Annotated in this window: 18 protein-coding genes; 10 read left to right on the forward strand and 8 right to left on the reverse strand. The window is 69.7% G+C overall.

Annotated elements, in window-relative coordinates:
* Positions 1 to 330: 330 nt before the first annotated feature.
* From N5095_RS12920 to N5095_RS12935, 4 genes are all read right to left on the reverse strand, one after another.
* The gene (locus tag N5095_RS12920) at positions 331 to 1,029 is read right to left on the reverse strand and encodes a competence/damage-inducible protein A (protein WP_267623300.1); all 699 of its coding nucleotides are present in this window, start codon (positions 1,027 to 1,029) and stop codon (positions 331 to 333) included.
* Between the two features lie 90 nt (positions 1,030 to 1,119).
* A complete protein-coding gene (locus tag N5095_RS12925; RefSeq protein WP_267623301.1) occupies positions 1,120 to 1,938 on the reverse strand; it encodes a DUF5803 family protein in 819 nt (272 codons plus the stop codon).
* Position 1,939: 1 nt separating this feature from the next.
* Positions 1,940 to 2,617 carry a DUF2110 family protein gene (locus N5095_RS12930; RefSeq protein WP_267623302.1) on the reverse strand — a complete coding sequence of 226 codons (678 nt, stop codon included), beginning with the start codon at positions 2,615 to 2,617 and terminating at the stop codon, positions 1,940 to 1,942.
* Positions 2,617 to 3,150 carry a transcription factor gene (locus N5095_RS12935; RefSeq protein WP_267623303.1) on the reverse strand — a complete coding sequence of 178 codons (534 nt, stop codon included), beginning with the start codon at positions 3,148 to 3,150 and terminating at the stop codon, positions 2,617 to 2,619. The genes N5095_RS12930 and N5095_RS12935 overlap by 1 nt, the downstream gene beginning before the upstream one ends.
* 158 nt (positions 3,151 to 3,308) lie before the next feature.
* Here N5095_RS12935 and N5095_RS12940 point away from each other — a divergent pair, with 158 nt between their 5' ends.
* Positions 3,309 to 3,581: a hypothetical protein gene (locus N5095_RS12940; protein WP_267623304.1), complete on the forward strand. Its 273-nt coding sequence runs from the start codon at positions 3,309 to 3,311 to the stop codon at positions 3,579 to 3,581.
* Positions 3,582 to 3,664: 83 nt separating this feature from the next.
* Here the strand turns inward: N5095_RS12940 and N5095_RS12945 are convergent, their stop codons facing one another.
* Positions 3,665 to 4,639 carry a PhzF family phenazine biosynthesis protein gene (locus tag N5095_RS12945; protein WP_267623305.1) on the reverse strand — a complete coding sequence of 325 codons (975 nt, stop codon included), beginning with the start codon at positions 4,637 to 4,639 and terminating at the stop codon, positions 3,665 to 3,667.
* Positions 4,640 to 4,946: 307 nt separating this feature from the next.
* On the reverse strand, positions 4,947 to 5,390 hold the full coding sequence (locus N5095_RS12950) for a nucleoside deaminase (RefSeq protein WP_267623307.1): 444 nt from the start codon (positions 5,388 to 5,390) through the stop codon (positions 4,947 to 4,949).
* Positions 5,391 to 5,519: 129 nt separating this feature from the next.
* On the opposite strand from N5095_RS12950, the gene ppsA reads away from it, so the two are divergent.
* From ppsA to metG, 9 genes are all read left to right on the forward strand, one after another.
* Positions 5,520 to 7,862 carry a phosphoenolpyruvate synthase gene (ppsA, locus tag N5095_RS12955; protein WP_267623308.1) on the forward strand — a complete coding sequence of 781 codons (2,343 nt, stop codon included), beginning with the start codon at positions 5,520 to 5,522 and terminating at the stop codon, positions 7,860 to 7,862.
* Between the two features lie 168 nt (positions 7,863 to 8,030).
* Positions 8,031 to 8,792: a CPBP family intramembrane glutamic endopeptidase gene (locus N5095_RS12960; protein ID WP_267623309.1), complete on the forward strand. Its 762-nt coding sequence runs from the start codon at positions 8,031 to 8,033 to the stop codon at positions 8,790 to 8,792.
* Between the two features lie 152 nt (positions 8,793 to 8,944).
* Positions 8,945 to 9,799 (forward strand): CPBP family intramembrane glutamic endopeptidase, encoded by an 855-nt coding sequence (locus tag N5095_RS12965; RefSeq protein WP_267623310.1) that lies wholly within the window; start codon positions 8,945 to 8,947, stop codon positions 9,797 to 9,799.
* Positions 9,800 to 9,916: 117 nt separating this feature from the next.
* Positions 9,917 to 11,020, forward strand: a complete 1,104-nt coding sequence (mfnA, locus tag N5095_RS12970) for a tyrosine decarboxylase MfnA (RefSeq protein ID WP_267623311.1) — start codon at positions 9,917 to 9,919, stop codon at positions 11,018 to 11,020.
* A gap of 75 nt (positions 11,021 to 11,095) precedes the next feature.
* Positions 11,096 to 11,992 carry a GIDE domain-containing protein gene (locus N5095_RS12975; protein WP_267623312.1) on the forward strand — a complete coding sequence of 299 codons (897 nt, stop codon included), beginning with the start codon at positions 11,096 to 11,098 and terminating at the stop codon, positions 11,990 to 11,992.
* A 219-nt stretch (positions 11,993 to 12,211) separates the two neighbouring features.
* A complete protein-coding gene (locus N5095_RS12980) occupies positions 12,212 to 12,730 on the forward strand; it encodes a YqaA family protein (RefSeq protein WP_267624475.1) in 519 nt (172 codons plus the stop codon).
* 88 nt (positions 12,731 to 12,818) lie between these two features.
* Positions 12,819 to 13,496 (forward strand): LiaF transmembrane domain-containing protein, encoded by a 678-nt coding sequence (locus N5095_RS12985; protein ID WP_267623313.1) that lies wholly within the window; start codon positions 12,819 to 12,821, stop codon positions 13,494 to 13,496.
* 203 nt (positions 13,497 to 13,699) lie between these two features.
* Positions 13,700 to 14,515, forward strand: coding sequence for a DUF4397 domain-containing protein (locus N5095_RS12990; protein WP_267623314.1), 816 nt, complete (start codon positions 13,700 to 13,702; stop codon positions 14,513 to 14,515).
* Positions 14,516 to 14,805: 290 nt separating this feature from the next.
* On the forward strand, positions 14,806 to 16,947 hold the full coding sequence (metG, locus tag N5095_RS12995) for a methionine--tRNA ligase (RefSeq protein ID WP_267623315.1): 2,142 nt from the start codon (positions 14,806 to 14,808) through the stop codon (positions 16,945 to 16,947).
* Positions 16,948 to 17,177: 230 nt separating this feature from the next.
* Here metG and N5095_RS13000 read toward each other — a convergent pair whose 3' ends face one another.
* Both N5095_RS13000 and N5095_RS13005 read right to left on the reverse strand, forming a co-directional pair.
* Positions 17,178 to 17,564, reverse strand: a complete 387-nt coding sequence (locus N5095_RS13000; protein WP_267623316.1) for a DUF2267 domain-containing protein — start codon at positions 17,562 to 17,564, stop codon at positions 17,178 to 17,180.
* A gap of 65 nt (positions 17,565 to 17,629) precedes the next feature.
* The gene (locus tag N5095_RS13005) at positions 17,630 to 17,863 is read right to left on the reverse strand and encodes a hypothetical protein (protein ID WP_267623317.1); all 234 of its coding nucleotides are present in this window, start codon (positions 17,861 to 17,863) and stop codon (positions 17,630 to 17,632) included.
* Positions 17,864 to 17,888: the final 25 nt, after the last annotated feature.

A 17,888-nucleotide genomic window follows, 5' to 3' on the forward strand; every position in this document is an offset into this window, starting at 1 on the left:
AGAGCGACGCCGTCCGCCCCGAAGCCGGAATGCCACGCCACGCCGGGCCACCAGTCCCGGACCGACCGGAATGCCGACCGACGCGGCGGGCCGAGAGCCGACCCCGGCTCGGAGGCCCGCTTCGAAGATTCTCTCGCCGAGCCCCGCCGCCGGAACTCGAAGCTTGAAGTGCCGGGCCGCGGAAGGGCGGGTATGATGCTCGCAGAAGCAGGCGAAGTCGCCTTCGACCCGAACCTGAGCGGCGGCGTCGTCCTCGTGGTCAGTCTCCTCATTACCGTCGGCTGGCTGGCCTACCTGTACCGCTGAGCCGCCGTTACTCCGTGTTTGGAGTTACTCCGATTGCGTAGCGACGTCCACGCGCTCGCGAAGCCACGCGACCGCCGACTCCACCTCCGACTCGTCGGTTCCCGTCAGCTTGAGCCGGACGCCCTCGCCCGGGTAGCTCCCGACCCGCACGTCGAACGCCTCGCGGACCCCCTCGATGCGGTCGAGGAGGGCCGACTCCGGCTCGTCGGCGAGCAGCGTCCGGACGTACCGCGGCTCTCCCGAGAACTCCGTCTCGATGGCCGCGAACATCGCCTCCATCTCGTCCGGGACGCCCGGGAGCACGTACACCGACTCGACGACACAGCCGGGGGCGACGCCCTCCGTGTTCGGGAGGAATCGCGCGCCGGCCGGGAGGTCGGTCGTCCCGGCCGCGAGGTCGGAGGCCGAGTAGCCGCCGTGTTCGGTGAGCCAGTCGAGCGCCTCGTCGTGCGGTTCGAGGTCGCGGCCGAACGCCGCGGCGACGGCCGCCATCGTCAGGTCGTCGTGAGTCGGGCCGAGTCCGCCGGTGACGAGGACTGCGTCGTACTCGGCGTGGTACTCGTTGACGACGCGGGCGATGTCGGCGACGCGGTCGGGGAGCGTGATCACGCGTTCGACGTCCACGCCCCGCTCGGCGAGTCGGGCACAGAGCCACGAGGCGTTCGTGTTGACGGTGTCTCCGGCGAGAATCTCGTCGCCGACGGTGACCACGGCTACCTGCATGGTCGGGGCGAGGCGTGGGGCGAGTAAAAGCGCGCGGGTCGGCGGGAGCGTTGCCGTCGTCGACTGCCGATGCGGGTTCGGGGTTCCGCCTCAGCCCATCCCCGGCGGCGGGTCGTCGCCGAAGTCGTCGTCCTCGAGTTCGGCCTTCCCGCCCATCTCCTCGCGGCGTTCCCGCAGTTCCTCGATCTGTCGGCGGTAGTACACCAGCCCGACCAGCCCGACCAGCAGGAGCGCGGCGGCGATGCCGCCGAAGACGTACACGTCGCGCTGGAGGTAGTACTGGACCGAGACGGAGCCGGCGGTCACGTCGGACCAGACGATGCGCACCCGGTCACCCTGGTCGCGGGCCTCGTAGCCGCCCGGCCGGACGTTCCCGAAGACGGGGAGGTCGACCGAGCGCTGGGGCGGGAGCACGACCTCGTAGCTGGTGCCGCCGACCCAGTCGTACGCCGGGAGCGAGAATCGCTTCGGCGTCGACGAGGAGGTGAACGCCAGGCGTCCGGGCTCGCCGGACGTGCCGTTCGGCAGGTCGACGACGACCTCGTCGCGGGTCTGCCTGACGCTCCCGCCGTAGTCCTCGAACTCGCCGCCGCTGATGGTGGTCCCGTTCGGATACCGATAGCGCACCGCCGAGACGTCGATGGCGTTCGTCCCGCCGAAGCCGTCGTTGCGGTAGAGGGTTATCTCGGAGCGGTTCGCGGGCACCTGATAGACGGCGAGGAACCGGGCGTTCTCCGTCAGCGTGAAGTGCGCCGCCCGGTCGGCGTCCCACTCGTACTCGTAGCCGTCGGGTGGCGCCTGGTCCAGACGCTCGTCGTCGACCGGCTGCGGGCCGCGGAAGAAGCCGAGACAGCCGGAGCTGAAGACGAGCAGACAGAGGGCGACGGCGGCGAGGACCTTCCGGTTCATATCAGTCGGTCACGACGCAGGACAGTTCGGCCGGGAGGTGACGCCCGATGCTGGCGAGCAGCCCCGGCGGGTCGGTGGAGTCCTTACAGACGATGCTGTGTTCGAGCAGCCCCAGCCGCTCGACGGTGACGATGTCCTCGGCGTGGCCCGCTCGGTTGACGGTCGCGCGGACCTCCGCGCGCGTCGAGCTGTTGACCGTCACGCGGCCGGCGCCGCGCGACCAGTCGTACAGGCGGTCGCGCTCCGTGTCGGCCAGCCGTGACGGCTCGCCGTAGACGAACCGCATCGGCAGGTGCTGGACGAGCCCGAAGCGCTCCTTGACCTGCGTGGCGCTACCGGGGCCCAGCCCCAGTTCCTCGCTCGGAATCCGGACCTCCCGGCCCACGTCGAGGGTGAACCCCTCGTCGTCCCAGGACTCGAGGGTGCCGACGTACGCCTCGCCGGGGACGAGGTCCTCGTCGGCGGCCGGGAGTTCGCCCCAGCGTTCGCGCAGGAGGTTGCGCGCGACGGCGGCGTCGTCGCCCTCGACGGTGACGATGACGAAGTCGTCGTGGCGAACGCCGACCTCGAAGTCGACGTCCAGGTCGCCGAGTTCGTTGTCGACGATGGAGCGCAGGCCGTCGAGCGCCCGGTCGCGGGCGTCGCCGGTCACGTAACACTTGGTTGCGAGGACGACCATCAGGCGGCGTCGACGTTGGCGTCGACGTTCAGTTCGTCACGCAACTCGTTCAACCGGCGCTCCATCGAACCGACGAGTCGGTTGTTCTCCATCGCTTCGAGGGGGGAGCCACACTCGGGACACTCGAAGCCGAAGTCCATCGCCTCGCCGAACTCGAAGCGGATTGAGTCCACCTCACAGAGGTAGAACTCGTGGGTCCGCTCGTACTCCTCGCGGTCCTCCAGCGCCTCGAGCAGGCGGTACATCTCCTCCTCCAGGTTCTCCGGGATGTTCTCGTACTCGAAGGTCCACAGATAGGTGAGCCAGCCGGAGTCCTCGTCGCGAACCCGCCGGTAGGAGGCGAGGTCGTTCTCGTACAGGATGAACAGCGCGCGGCGGACGTCGTTGAGTTCGAGCTGGAGTTCCTCGGCCAGCTCCTCGTCAGTCACCTCACCGTCCGGCGGCGCGGCGGCGACCGGCATCCCCGTCGGCCCTACCAGTTCGTGCAGGTACTTCTGGATGACAGGGTCGTTCAGCAGCTCCTCAAAAGCCATTGGGAGTATCTGCGGCCGAGAGGCGTTTAAAAGCACCGGAACTGCCGCTCAACGGACGGTTCGCGCCGGCCTCGGCGTCTCGGCGAGGGCCAGCCCTCCCGGCTCGGGCCCGCCCCGCCGCCAACGGGGTCTTGCCCGTCGAGTACCTACCCCGGCCCATGGCGCCCGACTCGGAGACCGAGAGCGAAGCCGGAGAGGAGACCGAGATGGAAGACGGGACGGAGACCGGAAACCCGACCACGGACGCCGCGCCGACCCCGCCCGAGCCGGTGCGCGAGTTCGTCTCCCGCGTGCTGTCCGAGGACGAGGTGCGCGAAACGTTCGAGGACACCGTGGTCGACGTGCCCTCGCGGTTCGACCGGCCCTCACCGACGGCGCGCTGGCGGTTCGACGGGACGCTCACCGTCCGCGTCGCCGACGCCGGAGAGTAGTCGCGAGAGCGGTTGCCCGGACCCGCCGTCGCGAAGAGCCGTGGAACGCCGCCGAGCGACGGCTCGACGACTTCGTCGTCGTCCTACGCCTCGATGATGTCGTCGCCGCCGTCGTCGGGTGCGGGCACCGTCACCTCGCCGTCCAACGCGGTGACCGCCCTGCCGCCGACTCGAAGCCCGTGGTCGCGGTCGCCCGCCGCGCCGGCCGCTCCCTCGGCGTCCGCGTCGTCGACGAACTCGACGTCGACGTAGCCCGGCCGGTCGACGAAGTGGCCCTGCTCGAAGCGGAGCGTCGACGGCGTCTCCCCCTCGAAGGCGTCGACGTACCGGAGGTACGCCGCACACGCCCCGCTCGCGGTGCCGGTCACGGGGTCCTCCGGGATGCCCGCGGCCGGCGCGAACATCCGCCCGTGGAGCGTCGACTCGGATTCGAGCGTGTCGAAGGTGAACGCGTAGACGCCCGTGAGGTCGAACTCCTCGGAGAGGGCCTCGATGGCCTCGTGGTCCGGGTCGGCTCCCGAGAGATGTTCGAGAAAGTTCACCGGGAGGAGCAGGTAGCGGAGGCCCGTCGAGGCCACTGCTGGCGCGAGGTCGGCGCCCACGTCCTTCAGCGCCTCCGGGTCGATGCCGAGCGCCCCGCCGAGTCGGTCGTAGTCGGGTGTCACCGGCTCGACGCTCTCGAAGGTCTGGTGCATCCAGACGGTGCCGTCGGACTCGACATCCACGTCGACCGCCCCGGCGTTCGTCGCCGTCGTGGTCGTGTCGGCGTCGAGGTCGCCGACCTCGTGGAGGTGCGCGTGGGCCGCCACCGTGGCGTGTCCACAGAGGTCGATTTCGCGCGTCGGCGTGAAGAAGCGTAGGCGGCGGTCGGCGTCCTCGTCCTGATTTTCGACCGGGAGGACGAACGCCGTCTCGCTCGCGCCGAGTTCGCGGGCGATCGCCTGCATCGACGCCTCGGAGAGTCCGGCGGCGTCGGGGACGACACCGGCGGCGTTGCCGGCGAGGGGCTCGTCCGTGAACGCGTCGACGAGAAGGACGCGGCGCGTGTCCGTGTTCATACCCGGCGGTTGCGGGGCGGAGGTATGAAAGTTCGTGGGCCGTACGTCGAAGCAGTCGAGACGTGCGGTCCCCCCGAACCGGTTCTCGTCAGGACGACTCCCGGAAGCCCCCGCCCGCTCGCCGCCGCTCGACTCGCTGCGCGCTTCCCTCGCTCCCTTCGGTCGCTCGGTCCAGTGCTTACGTCGCGAGCGACGGCGACCGGCCGGCCCCTTCCGGAACCCCACCCTGCGGATAGCCGGTCGGTCGCCGCTCGTCCCGAACCGTCGGTCGTCGCTCGTCCCAGCGACGATTCGCTCCGCTGTCGCCCTACCAGTACGCTTCGTGGACCGCGAGACCCTCGTCGAGCAGTACCGGCCCCTCGACCCTGTCGTCGCCGAGTACCGTGGCGGCGCGGGTGTGCGGCTCGGTCCCGCGGAGGTCCGCGAGTGCGGGGTGCGAGACGCTGTAGACCACCCCACCGAGCCCGGCGAGGCGCATCCCGCCGGAACACATCGGACACGGTTCGGTGCTCGTGTACATCGTCGTCTCGGCGCGGGCGTCGGCGTCGAGTTCGCGGGCGGCCCACCGGGCGAGTTCGAGCTCCGGGTGGGCGCGGATGTCGTCCTCGGTGTGGACCCGGTTCAGTGCCTCGCGAATCACCTCGCCGTCGCGGACGAGCAGGGAACCGAACGGCTCGTCGCCGGCGGCGGCCGCCTCCCGGGCGAGGTCGAGACAGCGCCGGAGGTGGCGCTCTGTCGCGGCGTCTTCCATGCCCTCCCCGACGTGCCACGCCGACCAATAAGTTCCGCCCAAACCGTACTCGTAACCGAGTGAGGATATTTTCACACTCGCACCTGTCGGAAGCTACTTAACGTCGTTCGCCGACGGTTCAGGTGCGAAATGGCTGTACTCTGGCTGGACGAAATCAGGGCTTCGGACCTGGAAACGGTCGGTGGCAAAGCCGCGTCTCTCGGTGAACTGACCGCCGCCGGACTCCCGGTTCCGCCGGGGTTCGTGGTGACCGCCGGGACGTACCGTGCGTTCATCGAGGACGCCGGCATCGACGACGAGCTCTTCGAGGCGGTCGACGTCGACCCCGAGGACTCGAAGGCGCTCTCGAACGCGCAGGAGCGCGCCCACGAACTCATCATGGGCACCGAGATGCCCGAGTCCGTGCGCGAGGAGATTCTGGAGTCCTACCGTACCGTGGGCGAGGACGGCGAGAAGGCGTTCGTCGCCGTCCGCTCCTCCGCGACCGCCGAGGACCTTCCCGACGCCTCCTTCGCCGGCCAACAGGAGACGTTCCTCAACGTCCGCGAAGAAGCCCTCCTCGAACGCATCAAGGAGTGCTGGGCCTCGCTGTTCTCCCAGCGCGCCATCTACTACCGGAACCAGAAGGGGTTCCCCCACGAGAACGTCGACATCGCCGTCGTCGTCCAGCGGATGGTCGACGCCGAGAAGTCCGGCGTGATGTTCACGAGCCACCCCTCTACCGGCGAGCCCCGCATCATCATCGAGTCGGCGTGGGGCCTCGGCGAGGCCGTCGTCTCCGGCGCCGTCTCCCCCGACAACTACGTCGTCGACCGCGACTCCGGCGAGGTCGAGGAGTTGACCGTCGCCGACAAGAAGCTGATGCACGTCAAGGACCCCGACACCGGCGAGACCGTCGAGGTCGACGTGCCCGACGAGAAACGGGAGGCCCGCGTCCTGAGCGACGAGGAAATCTCGAAGCTCGTCGAACTCGGCGTCAAGGTCGAGGAGCACTACGAGACGCCCCAGGACGTGGAGTGGGCCGTCTACGACGGCGAGATATACATGCTCCAGTCCCGACCCATCACCACCATCCGCGAGGGCGGCATCGAGGACGCCTCCACCGACTCGCCGGAGGCGACTGCCCAGGCCAACGGCGGGTCGGAGGCGGCCGCCAACGGCGGCTCCGTCTCGAAAGGGAAAGGCAAGGGCGACGAGGTCATCATGCGCGGCCTGGGTGCGAGCCCCGGCATCGCCTCCGGCCCCGTCCGCATCATCTCGAAGCTCGACCAGCTCGACAAGGTGAGCGATGGCGACATCATGGTCACCGAGATGACCATGCCCGACATGGTGCCCGCGATGAAACGCGCCGCCGGCATCATCACCGACGAGGGTGGCATGACCAGCCACGCCGCCATCGTCTCCCGCGAACTCGGCGTCCCCGCCGTCGTCGGCACCGGCTCCGCGACCCGCCAGTTGGAGGACGGTCAGACCGTCACGCTCGACGGCGACAAGGGGACCATCCGCGAGGGCGAAGCCGACACCTCGACCGGCGAGGAGCAGCGCGAGCCCGTCGAGGAGGTGCGCCCGAAGACGCCCGTCAAGCCGATGACGGCCACCGAGGTGAAGGTGAACGTCTCCATCCCGGAGGCCGCAGAGCGTGCGGCGGCGACCGGCGCCGACGGCGTCGGCCTGCTCCGCATGGAGCACATGGTGCTCTCGCTGAGCAAGACGCCCGAACGGTTCATCCGCGACGAGGGTGAGGAGGCGTACGTCCAGGAGATCGTCGAGGGCATCCGCCACGTCGCCGAGGAGTTCTACCCCCGTGCCGTGCGCGTCCGGACCCTCGACGCCCCGACCGACGAGTTCCGCGAGATGGAGGGCGGGGAGGACGAACCCCACGAGCACAACCCGATGCTCGGCTACCGCGGCATCCGCCGCAGCCTCGACCGGCCCGACGTGTTCGCCCACGAGTTGGAGGCGTTCCGCCGCCTCTACGAGATGGGGTACGACAACGTCGAGGTCATGTTCCCGCTCGTCAACGACGCCGAGGACGTCTACCGCGCCAAGAAGCTCATGCAGGAGGCCGGCATCGACCCCGAGAAGCGCGAGTGGGGCGTGATGATAGAGACGCCCGCCTCCGCGCTCTCCATCGAGTCGATGGCCGAGGCCGGCATCACGTTCGCCTCCTTCGGGACGAACGACCTCACCCAGTACACCCTCGCGGTGGACCGCAACAACCCGAACGTCGCCGACCGCTTCGACGAACTCCACCCGGCCGTCCTGGAGCTCATCGGCTCGACCATCGAGACCTGCCGCGAACACGACGTGAAGACCAGCATCTGTGGGCAGGCCGGCTCGAAGCCGAAGATGGTGCAGTTCCTCGTCGACGCCGGCATCTCCTCCATCTCGGCGAACATCGACGCCGTCCGCGACGTGCAACACGAGGTCAAGCGCGTCGAACAGAAGCTCGTCCTCGAGTCGGTGCGGTAGTCCGGCGACGGCGCCCCGGCCGCTCGATTCGACGGCCCCACCGGCATCGTCCCCCGCCCACACCCGACTTCGCCGTTCTCGGACACCGAGAGTCGCAGTCTCGTTTATGCTCTGAGCGACCGTACACTGAACTGTCCCTCCCGAGCCGCCGCTCGGGGAGTTACCATCATGTCGACGTACACCCCTACCCCAGACCCGGCCGCCGGTGGCGCCGGGAGCCGCCGAGTAACCACTCGTGACCAGCTACTCGCGATTCTCGTCGGCGTCGGACTCGTCGTCCTCGCGCTGGCCGCGAACGTCGTCTTCACCATCCCGGTCTTCCTCACGGTTCCGGACTTCGACTCCACGACGTTCCTCCTCGCGGGCCTCGTCGCCGGCCAACTGGCCTTCCTCGTGGTCGGCCTCGGCTACGTCCTGTGGCGCCTCGGTCGCGAGGCGGTCCCGTTCCGGACCCCCAGCCGCCGCGAACTCCGCTGGATAGTCGGCGGGCTGGTCGGCGCGCTCGCCGTCGCCTTCGGCGCCGGCGCGCTCGGGCAGTTCCTCGGCGTCGAGACGACGACGAGCGTGCTCGAACCCTACATCGTCGCCGACCCGGTCGTCCTGCTCGTGCTCGGCGTCCTCTCGGTGTTCCTCGTCGCCCCCGCCGAGGAGATGCTGTTCCGCGGCGCCATCCAGACCCGGCTCGGACGGACGTTCGGGCCGGTCGTGACCGTCGGGCTGTCGAGCCTGCTGTTCGCCTCGCTGCACGTGTTCAACTTCGTCAGCGGCCTCTCGGGCGTGCTGTTCGCCACGGCGACCATCTTCGCCGTCGGCCTCGTGCTCGGGACGGTGTACGAACGCACCGGGAACCTCGCGGTCCCCGTCATCGTCCACGGCATCTATAACCTCATCCTGTTCGGAGTGTCGTACGTCGCGCTGACGATGTTCTGACCGGGGGCGGGATTCGCCTCTCACCGAGTCGGTGACGACGGCGACGGTGATTACCTCGCAGTCGCGTCCCAACCGACGCCTCACGTTCCGACTTATTTCCACGAACCGCCTACGTTCCGCCGTCCTCCGAGCAGTCGCCCGGAGGGGTCACTATGAGCACCGAATCCACGTCGTCGGCCGCGAGCACCGAACCCGTGTCGTCGGAGTCGAGCGGGCGCCCACTGGGCGACGAGACCGAGATGAGGTCCGCGACCGAGACCCGTCGGCCGCCGGGGTCGCTCTCGCCCGCTCGGCCATCCCTCTCAGGCCGGTCGCGGACCGTCCTCGGCCGCGGGGTCGCGCTCCTCGTCGCCGTCTCGCTCGTCGTCGTCGCGGCCGGATTGGGTGCCGCCGTCGTCGCCGGCCTCGTCCTCGCGGAACTCGTCCCGATGGACGCGTCTGCGGTCGTCTACGCCGCCGTCGTGACCCGACTGGCCTTCTTCGGCGTCGCCTTCGCCTACGTCGTCCGCCGGCTCGACGGGGTCGACCTCCGGCTCCCCACCCGGGCCGAGCGGCGCTGGACCCTCGGCGGCCTCCTCGCCGCGCTCGTCCTCGTCTTCGGCGCGCTCACGGTCGGCCGGTTCACCGGCGTCGACACGGCCACGACCCTGCTCCGCCCGTTCGTCGTCGCCGACCCCTTCATACTCCTGTTGCTGGGCGTCGCCTCGGTGTTCGTCGTCGCCCCCGCCGAGGAGCTTCTCTTCCGCGGGGCGGTGCAGGGACGGCTCGGCCGCTCGTTCGGCCCGACGACCCGAATCGTCCTCGCGAGCGCGCTGTTCGCGGCCGTCCACGCGCTCGGGTTCGGCTTCGACCCCGCGACGGCGGCGTTCGGCCTCGCGGTCGTCTTCGCCGTCGGGGTCGTGCTCGGCACCGTCTACGAGGGGACCGAGAACCTCGCCGTCCCGGTGTTGGTCCACGGGCTGTACCAGGCGGCGCTGTTCGCGGTCGCCGTCCTCGTCGTGGTGTGAGCGACGACTGCGGGCGCCGTTCTCGACGCGGCGCGAGCGACGACCGAGAGCGTCGCGGCGCCGGCGACGGCGGGGAATCCAGAACCGATAAACGGCGGCCGTCGGTAGATGTCGGCGATGCAGCAGGCCGTCCCGGAGCCGCAATCGTTCCGCCGCGTCCTCTCGTCGATGTGTACGGAGCCCCACCCGGCGGCGCGTGAGGCCGCGGTTCGCTTCCTCGCGACGAACCCCGGCGACCCTGGGACCTACGGCGCCGCCGCCGAACTCGAGGCGCGCGCCGTCGACGCGCTCGGGGAACTGGCCGGGCTCGCGGACCCTCACGGGTACGTCACGAGCGGCGGGACGGAGGCGAACATCCAGGCGGTCAGGGCGGCCCGGAACCGCGCCCGCGACGAGTGGACGTCGCCGCCCGAGAGCCCGAACGTCGTCGCCCCCGAGAGCGCGCACTTCAGCTTCGCCAAGGCCGCAGACGTGCTCGGCGTCGACCTCCTCACCGTCCCGACCGACGGCGACGGGCGGGCCGACGTGGACGCCGTCCGCGCCGCCGTCGGCGACGACACCGTCGCCGTCGTCGGCGTCGCCGGGTCGACGGAGTACGGCCGCGTCGACCCGATTCCGGACCTCGCCGGGGTCGTCGAGGCCGCCGGGGAGTCGACCCCGGGCGGCGACCGACCGCTCCTCCACGTCGACGCCGCGTGGGGCGGCTTCTACCTCCCCTTCACCGACCACGAGTGGTGCTTCGAGCACGCCCCGGTCGACACGCTCACCGTCGACCCCCACAAACTCGGCCAGGCGCCGGTGCCCGCCGGCGGACTCCTCGCCCGGGACCGGGCGACGCTCGACGCGCTCGCAGTCGAGACGCCGTATCTGGAGTCGACCTCGCAGGCGACCCTGACCGGGACGCGCTCGGGCGCCGGGGTGGCGGGCACCGTGGCCGCGTTCGACGAACTGTGGCCCGCGGGGTACCGTGAGGCCTACGAGACGGCGACGGCGAACGCGTCGTGGCTCGCCGACGCCCTCGACGACCGCGGGTTCGACGTGGTCGAGCCCGACCTGCCGCTCGTCGCCGCCGACGTTCCCGAGTCGGTGTTCGAGGCGCTCCGCAAGCGGGAGTGGCGAATCTCCCGGACCGGCCGCGACGAGCTGCGGGTCGTCTGTATGCCCCACGTCACGCGGCGGATGCTCCGCGAGTTCGTCGCGGACGTGGACGACCTGCGCTGAGCCGACCCCGACGACCGGCCAGATGTCAAACCGTCGATAGAGCTATCTCCCGGCTTCGAGAACGACGGTCCAGCGATGGACACGGAACTCGTCCTCGGGGGCCTCGGCGGCTGCCTCTTCGGCCTCCTGCTCCTGTGGGACGGACTGAGCCGGCGGAGACAGCATCGGCTGGTCACCCGCACCGAGACGACCGAGATACGGCAACTGACCGAGACGGGCCGCGTCGAAATCGAGGGCGAGGTCGTCGGCCCGGCGGACGGGAGCGAGACGTTCACCTCGCCCGTCGGGGAACGACCCGGGACGGTGCTCGCGGGGTGGGCGGTCGAGGAGTGGAGCGAGCGGGGGAAGCGCCAGCGGTGGACCACCCTCGCGTCGGGCGTCTACTCCCGGCCGTTCGTCGTCGACGACGGGACCGGCCGGGTTCGGGTCGCACTGGACGACCGAGTCGTCGGAGGCGAGAGCGTGCTGTCCACCCTCCGGTCGGTCGCCAGCGACGGTACGGCCAGCGGCCGGGGTGTCGCCGTCGACGGCGGGGTCACGGTCGACGGGGTCGTCTGTGAGTTCGAGTTCCTTCCGACGGTCGAGGTCGGTGCCGGGTCGACGCCGCCCGACCACATCCGGCGGTTCGTCGCGGGCGAGCGCCGGCTCTCGGAGGGGACCGACTCGCTCACGAACCTCGTCGACCTCGGCCACGCCCACGGCGACCGGCGATATCACGAGGGGACGCTCGCCGTGGGTGACGACGTGTACGTCCTCGGCCACGCGACCGCCGACGCAAAGGCGACCACGCCGCTCCGAGCCGAAGACGTGGTCGTGACCGCGGTCGACGACGAGCCCTTCGTCGTCTCCGACCGCCCCGAGGCGGCGCTGGCCGACCGGCTCGAGGACTACGAAGGCCGGCTCTTCGTCGGCGCCGTCGTGCTCCTGTTGGGTCTCGGGTCGGTGGCCACCGGCGCGACGGACCTACTCTGACCGCCGACCGACTATCGACCTGCCATCCCGCCGACGGAAAACTCAAAGCTTACAACACGGGACGGCCGAGGGGCGGACGTGCCAGTGGCCTCCTCGCTCCCCGGCGTCGCAGGCGCGGCCCTCGGGGCGACGACCGGCGTCGGCGTCTCGCCCGCCGAGTTCGTCGAGTTCGCCCGGCTCGCCGCGACGTTCCTCGCGGAGGGCGGCGACGGCGGCGGCGTGTTCCCGTGGCTCGAACGGCTCGTCAAGACCGCGTCGGGCTGGTGGGGGCTCGTTCTCATCTGGATATACTCCTTTCTCATCGCCTTCGCGCTCCCGGGCGTGAGCGAGGTCGTCCTGCTGGCGGAGCTCAACCTCGGCCTCTCGGCGGCGACGACGACGGCGCTCATCGTCTTCGTCAGCGCCTTCGGGAAGTCCGCCGGCAGCGTCTTCGCGTTTCACATCGGCCAGGAGGCCAAGGAGTCCGGCCCCGTCATCCGCTTCCTGCGGAACTCCCGCTTCGACGTCATCGAGTGGTCCGAGAAGAAGACCGTCACCATCGCCCAGAAGTGGGGGTACGCGGGGCTCGCGGCCGCGCTCTGTGTCCCGGGGTTCCCCGACACGCTCTCTATCTACGCCTTCTCCGTCCTGGAGGAGGACTACGTCAAGTTCGCGCTCGCGACGTTCGTCGGGAGCGCGGGTCGACTCATCCTCTGGCTCGCCGGCGGGCACGCGATTACGTCCGCGTTCGGGCTCTGACTCCGGAGCGGAGCATCCCCTGGCTCGGACTCTCACCGGCTGAGAACCATCGTATCTCGATTTTCGTCTCCCCGCCGTACTAGCTACCATGGCCTACAGACGCATCTCGAATCAGACCCTACTCGGGGGTGTCGTCGCCCTCGTCGGCCTCGTACTGCTCGCGAACACCACCGGTCTCTACGACACCGGGGCGCTCCTCCGGTACGTCCCGTCGCTGTTCGTCCTCGTCGGCCTCTACGCCATCGTCGCCAGCGGCTTCCGCAACGTCGCGGGACCGCTAGTCGTCGTCGCGCTGGCCGGAGCGTCCCAGCTAATCGCGCTCGACCTCGTCGCCGCCGAGGAGTTGGTCGTCCTCTGGCCGGTGGTCGTCGTCGCCTTCGGCGCGGCGCTGGTCGCCGGCCGCGTCCGGTCGCGGGTCCGCGACGTCGACGCCGACCGCGTCGACCTCGTGGCCGTCTTCGGTGGACGGAACGACCGCGTCACGTCCTCGTCGTTCGTCGGCGGGGACGTGACGGCCATGTTCGGCGGCGCCGAACTCGACCTGCGGGACGCGACGGTGCCGGTCAAGCCCGCCCGCGTGAACGCCACCGCGCTGTTCGGCGGCGTCGAGGTCGTCGTCCCGCGCGACTGGCGCGTCGAGGTCGACGTCCTCCCCGTCTTCGGCGCCGCCGAGGACGACCGGCCGCGGCGTGCGGAGGAACACGAGGAAGTGGACCTCGTCGTCACCGGCTTCTGTGCGTTCGGCGCGGTCGAAGTGACGGACTGACGGCCTCCCGTCCTCCGTTCTGGACATGGTGAAGGCGGCCGCAACTCCTCCCGTAACCCGCGACCGTCCGACGCCGGCGGACACGGCTCGGCTAGCCAACCCGCCATTGGGAACCGAACTGACACCCTCCCTGTAGGGTAGGTCGTTCAATGCCGTAGCGACTATTGTACTATCCGATGGTAGAAAGAAACCGCCGAAGTTTCGTGAAAGCGACAGGCTCCGCCCTCCTCATCAGCGCCCTCGCCGGCTGTGGCGGCCAGAACGGCGAAGGGACGGAGACCACCGCGTCGGAGACGACGATGGGCAACGAGACCACGTCGATGGGTAACGAGACGACGATGGGCAACGAGACGACCACCGAGGGCAACGAAACCACGGACGGGACGACGACGGACGGCGACGGGGAGGCGAACCTCCGCGTCGTCCACGCCTCGCCCGACGCCCCGAACGTGGACGTGTACGTCGACGACGCGGAGGCGCTGACGGACGTGCCGTTCGGCACGGTGAGCGACTACCTCCCGCTCTCGACGGGGAGCCACGCGGTCCGAATCACCGCCGCCGGCGACCCGGACACGGTCGTCTTCGACGAAGAGGTCGAACTGATGGCCGCGGACTACACCGCGGTCGCGCAGGGCGAACTCGAAGAGGGCGCCGAGAACGCCTTCTCCGTGCAGGTGCTCGAAGACGACGCCGAGGCGCCCGGGAGCGACACGGCCGCCGTCCGACTGGTCCACCTCTCGCCCGACGCCCCGGCGGTCGACGTGACCGTCGAGAGTAGCGGCGACGCCATCTTCGACGGCGTCGCGTTCGGCGAGACGGCGACGGCGGAGGTCCCCGCCGGGGACTACACCCTCCAAGTCCGCGGGGACACCGATGGCAACGACGGCGACGTGGCCGCCTCCTTCGACGTGACCGTCGAGGGCGGGAGCGAGTACACCGCCTTCGCCGTCGGCTACCTCACTCCCGACGACGAGCCGGCCGACGCCGGATTCGACCTGCTGGTCGCCGAGGGCGCCTGAGACGGCCGACCGGCCCCACACCGGCGAACCTTTTTTATATCGCAGTCGACTCCGTACGAGCGTGAACTCGGTCCACCCGCCGCTTCGTCGCGGCCCGCCGCACGACCGCGGCACCACGATGCGCACGCGCACCTAGTGAGCGATGGGTGGACCCCGCGTCGCGGCCCGGGTCGATAGGACGGCCCCGCCGCGTCGCGAGCGAACCTCGACGCGCCCTTCTTCGGCTGACGTACCGTGGAGACGACCGAGACCGGCGGGCTTTAGGCCCGCATCCGAGAACCCAAAACAGAATGAGCCACGAGGAGTTCCCCACCGAGAACCCGGCGGTGGTGACCTGTGGGCTGCCGTACGCCAACGGCGACCTGCACGTCGGCCACCTCCGAACCTACGTCGGCGGCGACGCCTACGCCCGCTCGCTCAGGAAACTGGGCCAGCAGACCGCGTTCGTCTCCGGCTCAGACATGCACGGCACCCCCGTCGCGGTGAACGCCGAGAAGGAGGGCGTCGACCCCGAGGAGTTCGCCCTGCGCTGGCACGACCAGTACGAGGCGACGTTCCCCCGGTTCAACGTCGACTTCGACAACTACGGCCACACCCACGACGAGACGAACACCGAACTCACCCAGGACATCGTCCGCACCCTCGACCAGGAGGGCCACGTCTACGAGAAGGTCATCAAGGTCGCCTACGACCCGGACGCCGACCAGTACCTCCCCGACCGCTACGTCGAGGGCACGTGTCCCTACTGCGGCGAGAAGGCCCGCGGCGACGAGTGCGACGAGGGGTGTCAGCGCCACCTCGAACCCGGCGAGGTCGAGGACCCCGTCTCGACGATTACGGGGAACCCCGCGCAGTACCGCGAGCGCACCCACAAGTTCTTCCGCGTCTCCGCGTTCCAGGAGTACCTCCAGGAGTTCATCGACCGGTTGGAGGGCACCTCGAACGCCCAGAACCAGCCCCGCGAGTGGATAGAGGGCGACCTGCAGGACTGGTGTATCACACGCGACCTCGACTGGGGTATCGACTACCCCGAGGTCGAGGGGGGCCAGAGCGAGGGGGAGGCCGAGGACGACCTGGTGCTCTACGTCTGGGTCGACGCCCCCATCGAGTACGTCGCCTCCACGAAGCAGTACTCCGAGCGCGTCGGGAGCGAGGCGTACGACTGGGAGCAGGTGTGGAAGGAGGCGGGCGAAATCGTCCACGTCATCGGCCGCGACATCATCCAGCACCACACTGTCTTCTGGCCGGCGATGCTGAACGGGGCCGGCTACGAGGAGCCCCGCGCCGTCATGGCGAGCGGGTTCGTCACCCTCGGCGGCAAGGGGTTCTCGACCTCGCGTAACCGCGCCGTGTGGGCCGACGAGTACCTCGACGAGGGGTTCCACCCCGACCTCCTGCGCTACTACATCACGACCAACGGCGGGTTCCAGCAGGACGTGGACTTCTCGTGGGCGAAGTTCCGCGAGCGCGTGAACGGCGAACTCGTCGGCACCGTCGGCAACTTCGTCTACCGTTCCCTCCTCTTTGCCTACCGGAACTACGAGGGGACGCCGGACGGCGAGGTCAGCGCCGAGGTCGAGGAGCGAATCGAGGCCGCCGTCGCCGACTTCGGCGAGGCCGTCAACGAGTACGACCCGAAGGCGCTCGGCGAGGCCGCGGTGTCGCTGGCGCGCTTCGGCAACGAGTACATCCAGCGTAACGAGCCCTGGAAGCTCACCGACGACGAGCCCGACCGGGCCGCGCAGGTCATCTACGACTGCGTCCAACTCGCGAAGGCCGTCGCCGTCCTCCTCTACCCCATCGCGCCCGAGAAGTCGGCACAGCTGTGGGGCGACGTTGGACCCGCGGACGAGGACCTCGCCGAGGTCACCACCGACGCCGCGCTCACCCCGCCCGCGACGACGTTCGAGGAGCCGACGGAGCTGTTCGAGAAGATCGAGGAAGAACGCGTCGAGGCGCTGAACGAGAAGCTGGAGGCGCGCGTCGCCGAGGCGACCGCCGACGAGGGAGAAGCGGAGGGCGAAGGCGACGGGTCGGACGCGGAAACCGAAAGCGACGACACCGACGCCGCCGAGGACTCGGACGTGAGCGACGAGTTCGAACCCATCGTCGAAGAGCGCATCGGCTTCGAGGAGTTCCAGGACGTCGACCTCCGGGTCGGCCGGGTCGAGAGCGCGGAGGGCATCGAGGGCGCCGACAAGCTCGCGAAGCTCACCGTCGACATCGGCGTCGAGACGCGCCAAATCGTCGCCGGCATCAAACAGCTCCACGACCTCGGCGAACTGCCGGGGAAGAAGGTCGTCGTCGTGGCCAACCTCGAAGGGGCCGAACTGTTCGGCGTCGAGTCGAACGGGATGGTGCTCGCCGCCGGCGACGAGGCCGACCTGCTGACGACACACGGCGACGCGGAGCCGGGGACGCGCGTTCGGTAGGCGGCTCGGGTCTGCGGTTTTCGAGCGTCGATTCGACTACTTTTCACGAGGTGTCGGCAGATTACGACGCCAACGCTGTGACAGGAGAGGTGTTCGAGGCTTCCATGTCTGAGTGGATTTCCACCGCGTCGACGAGTCGGCCGGCGACAAGCGCCGACCGTCGTGGCGCCTACGCGTAACACTCCGGCGTCAGCGAGTAAGGTGCGCACGAGGCGTGCCCGTCGTGGCGTCTACGCGTACAACTCCCCGTACTCGGGCGGCAACTGTGATACGGCGTCGGTCCACTCCTCGTGCTGTAGTTCGTCACTCAGCGCCGAGAGGACGGCGCGGACGTGCGTCGGCGCCTGCGACGGGTCGAGGTCGCCCATCGACTCCTCGCGGTCCGATACGCGGTCGACGAACGTTCCCACGCCGAACCCGTCGGCGTCGCCGTCGGCCCGCGTGACCGCCGAACCGAGTGCTTCGGGGAGTTGGTCGGCGAGGGTCGCCGCCTGACCCTCGGTGATTCGGTGGCTCAACACCGATAGCACCGCCTCGGACGCCGAGAACACCTTGGCCTCCGAGTCGAGGTCGACGCTCGCCTCCTGAACTTTGCGTACGTACGAATCCGTGTTCATCGTGTGTGTCGTTGGGCGGGTTATGGGGTCGGCCTTCGGGTTGTAAATACAGGTCCGCTGCGGCCTCAGAAGTCGGCGTTGAGCCGGACGGTCTCGTCGTCGACCGCGGCGATCTGCTCGGCTTCGAGCGTGAGCCGGTCGTCGTCGTCCTTGCTGATTCCGGACTCGATTTCGGCGGAGACGCCGGTCTTCGCCTTCAGGATGGCCTTCCCGCCGTCGACGGCGGTAATCTTCCCGAGGTCCTCGCCGTTCGGTCCCTCGACGTGCTTTCCGACGACCTCCTCCGTGATGTGCTCCATACCCGGCAGGAGGGCGTCGTTCGTC

It is taken from the genome of Halobium salinum, from assembly GCF_026586625.1.
Taxonomy (GTDB): Archaea; Halobacteriota; Halobacteria; order Halobacteriales; family Haloferacaceae; genus Halobium; species Halobium salinum.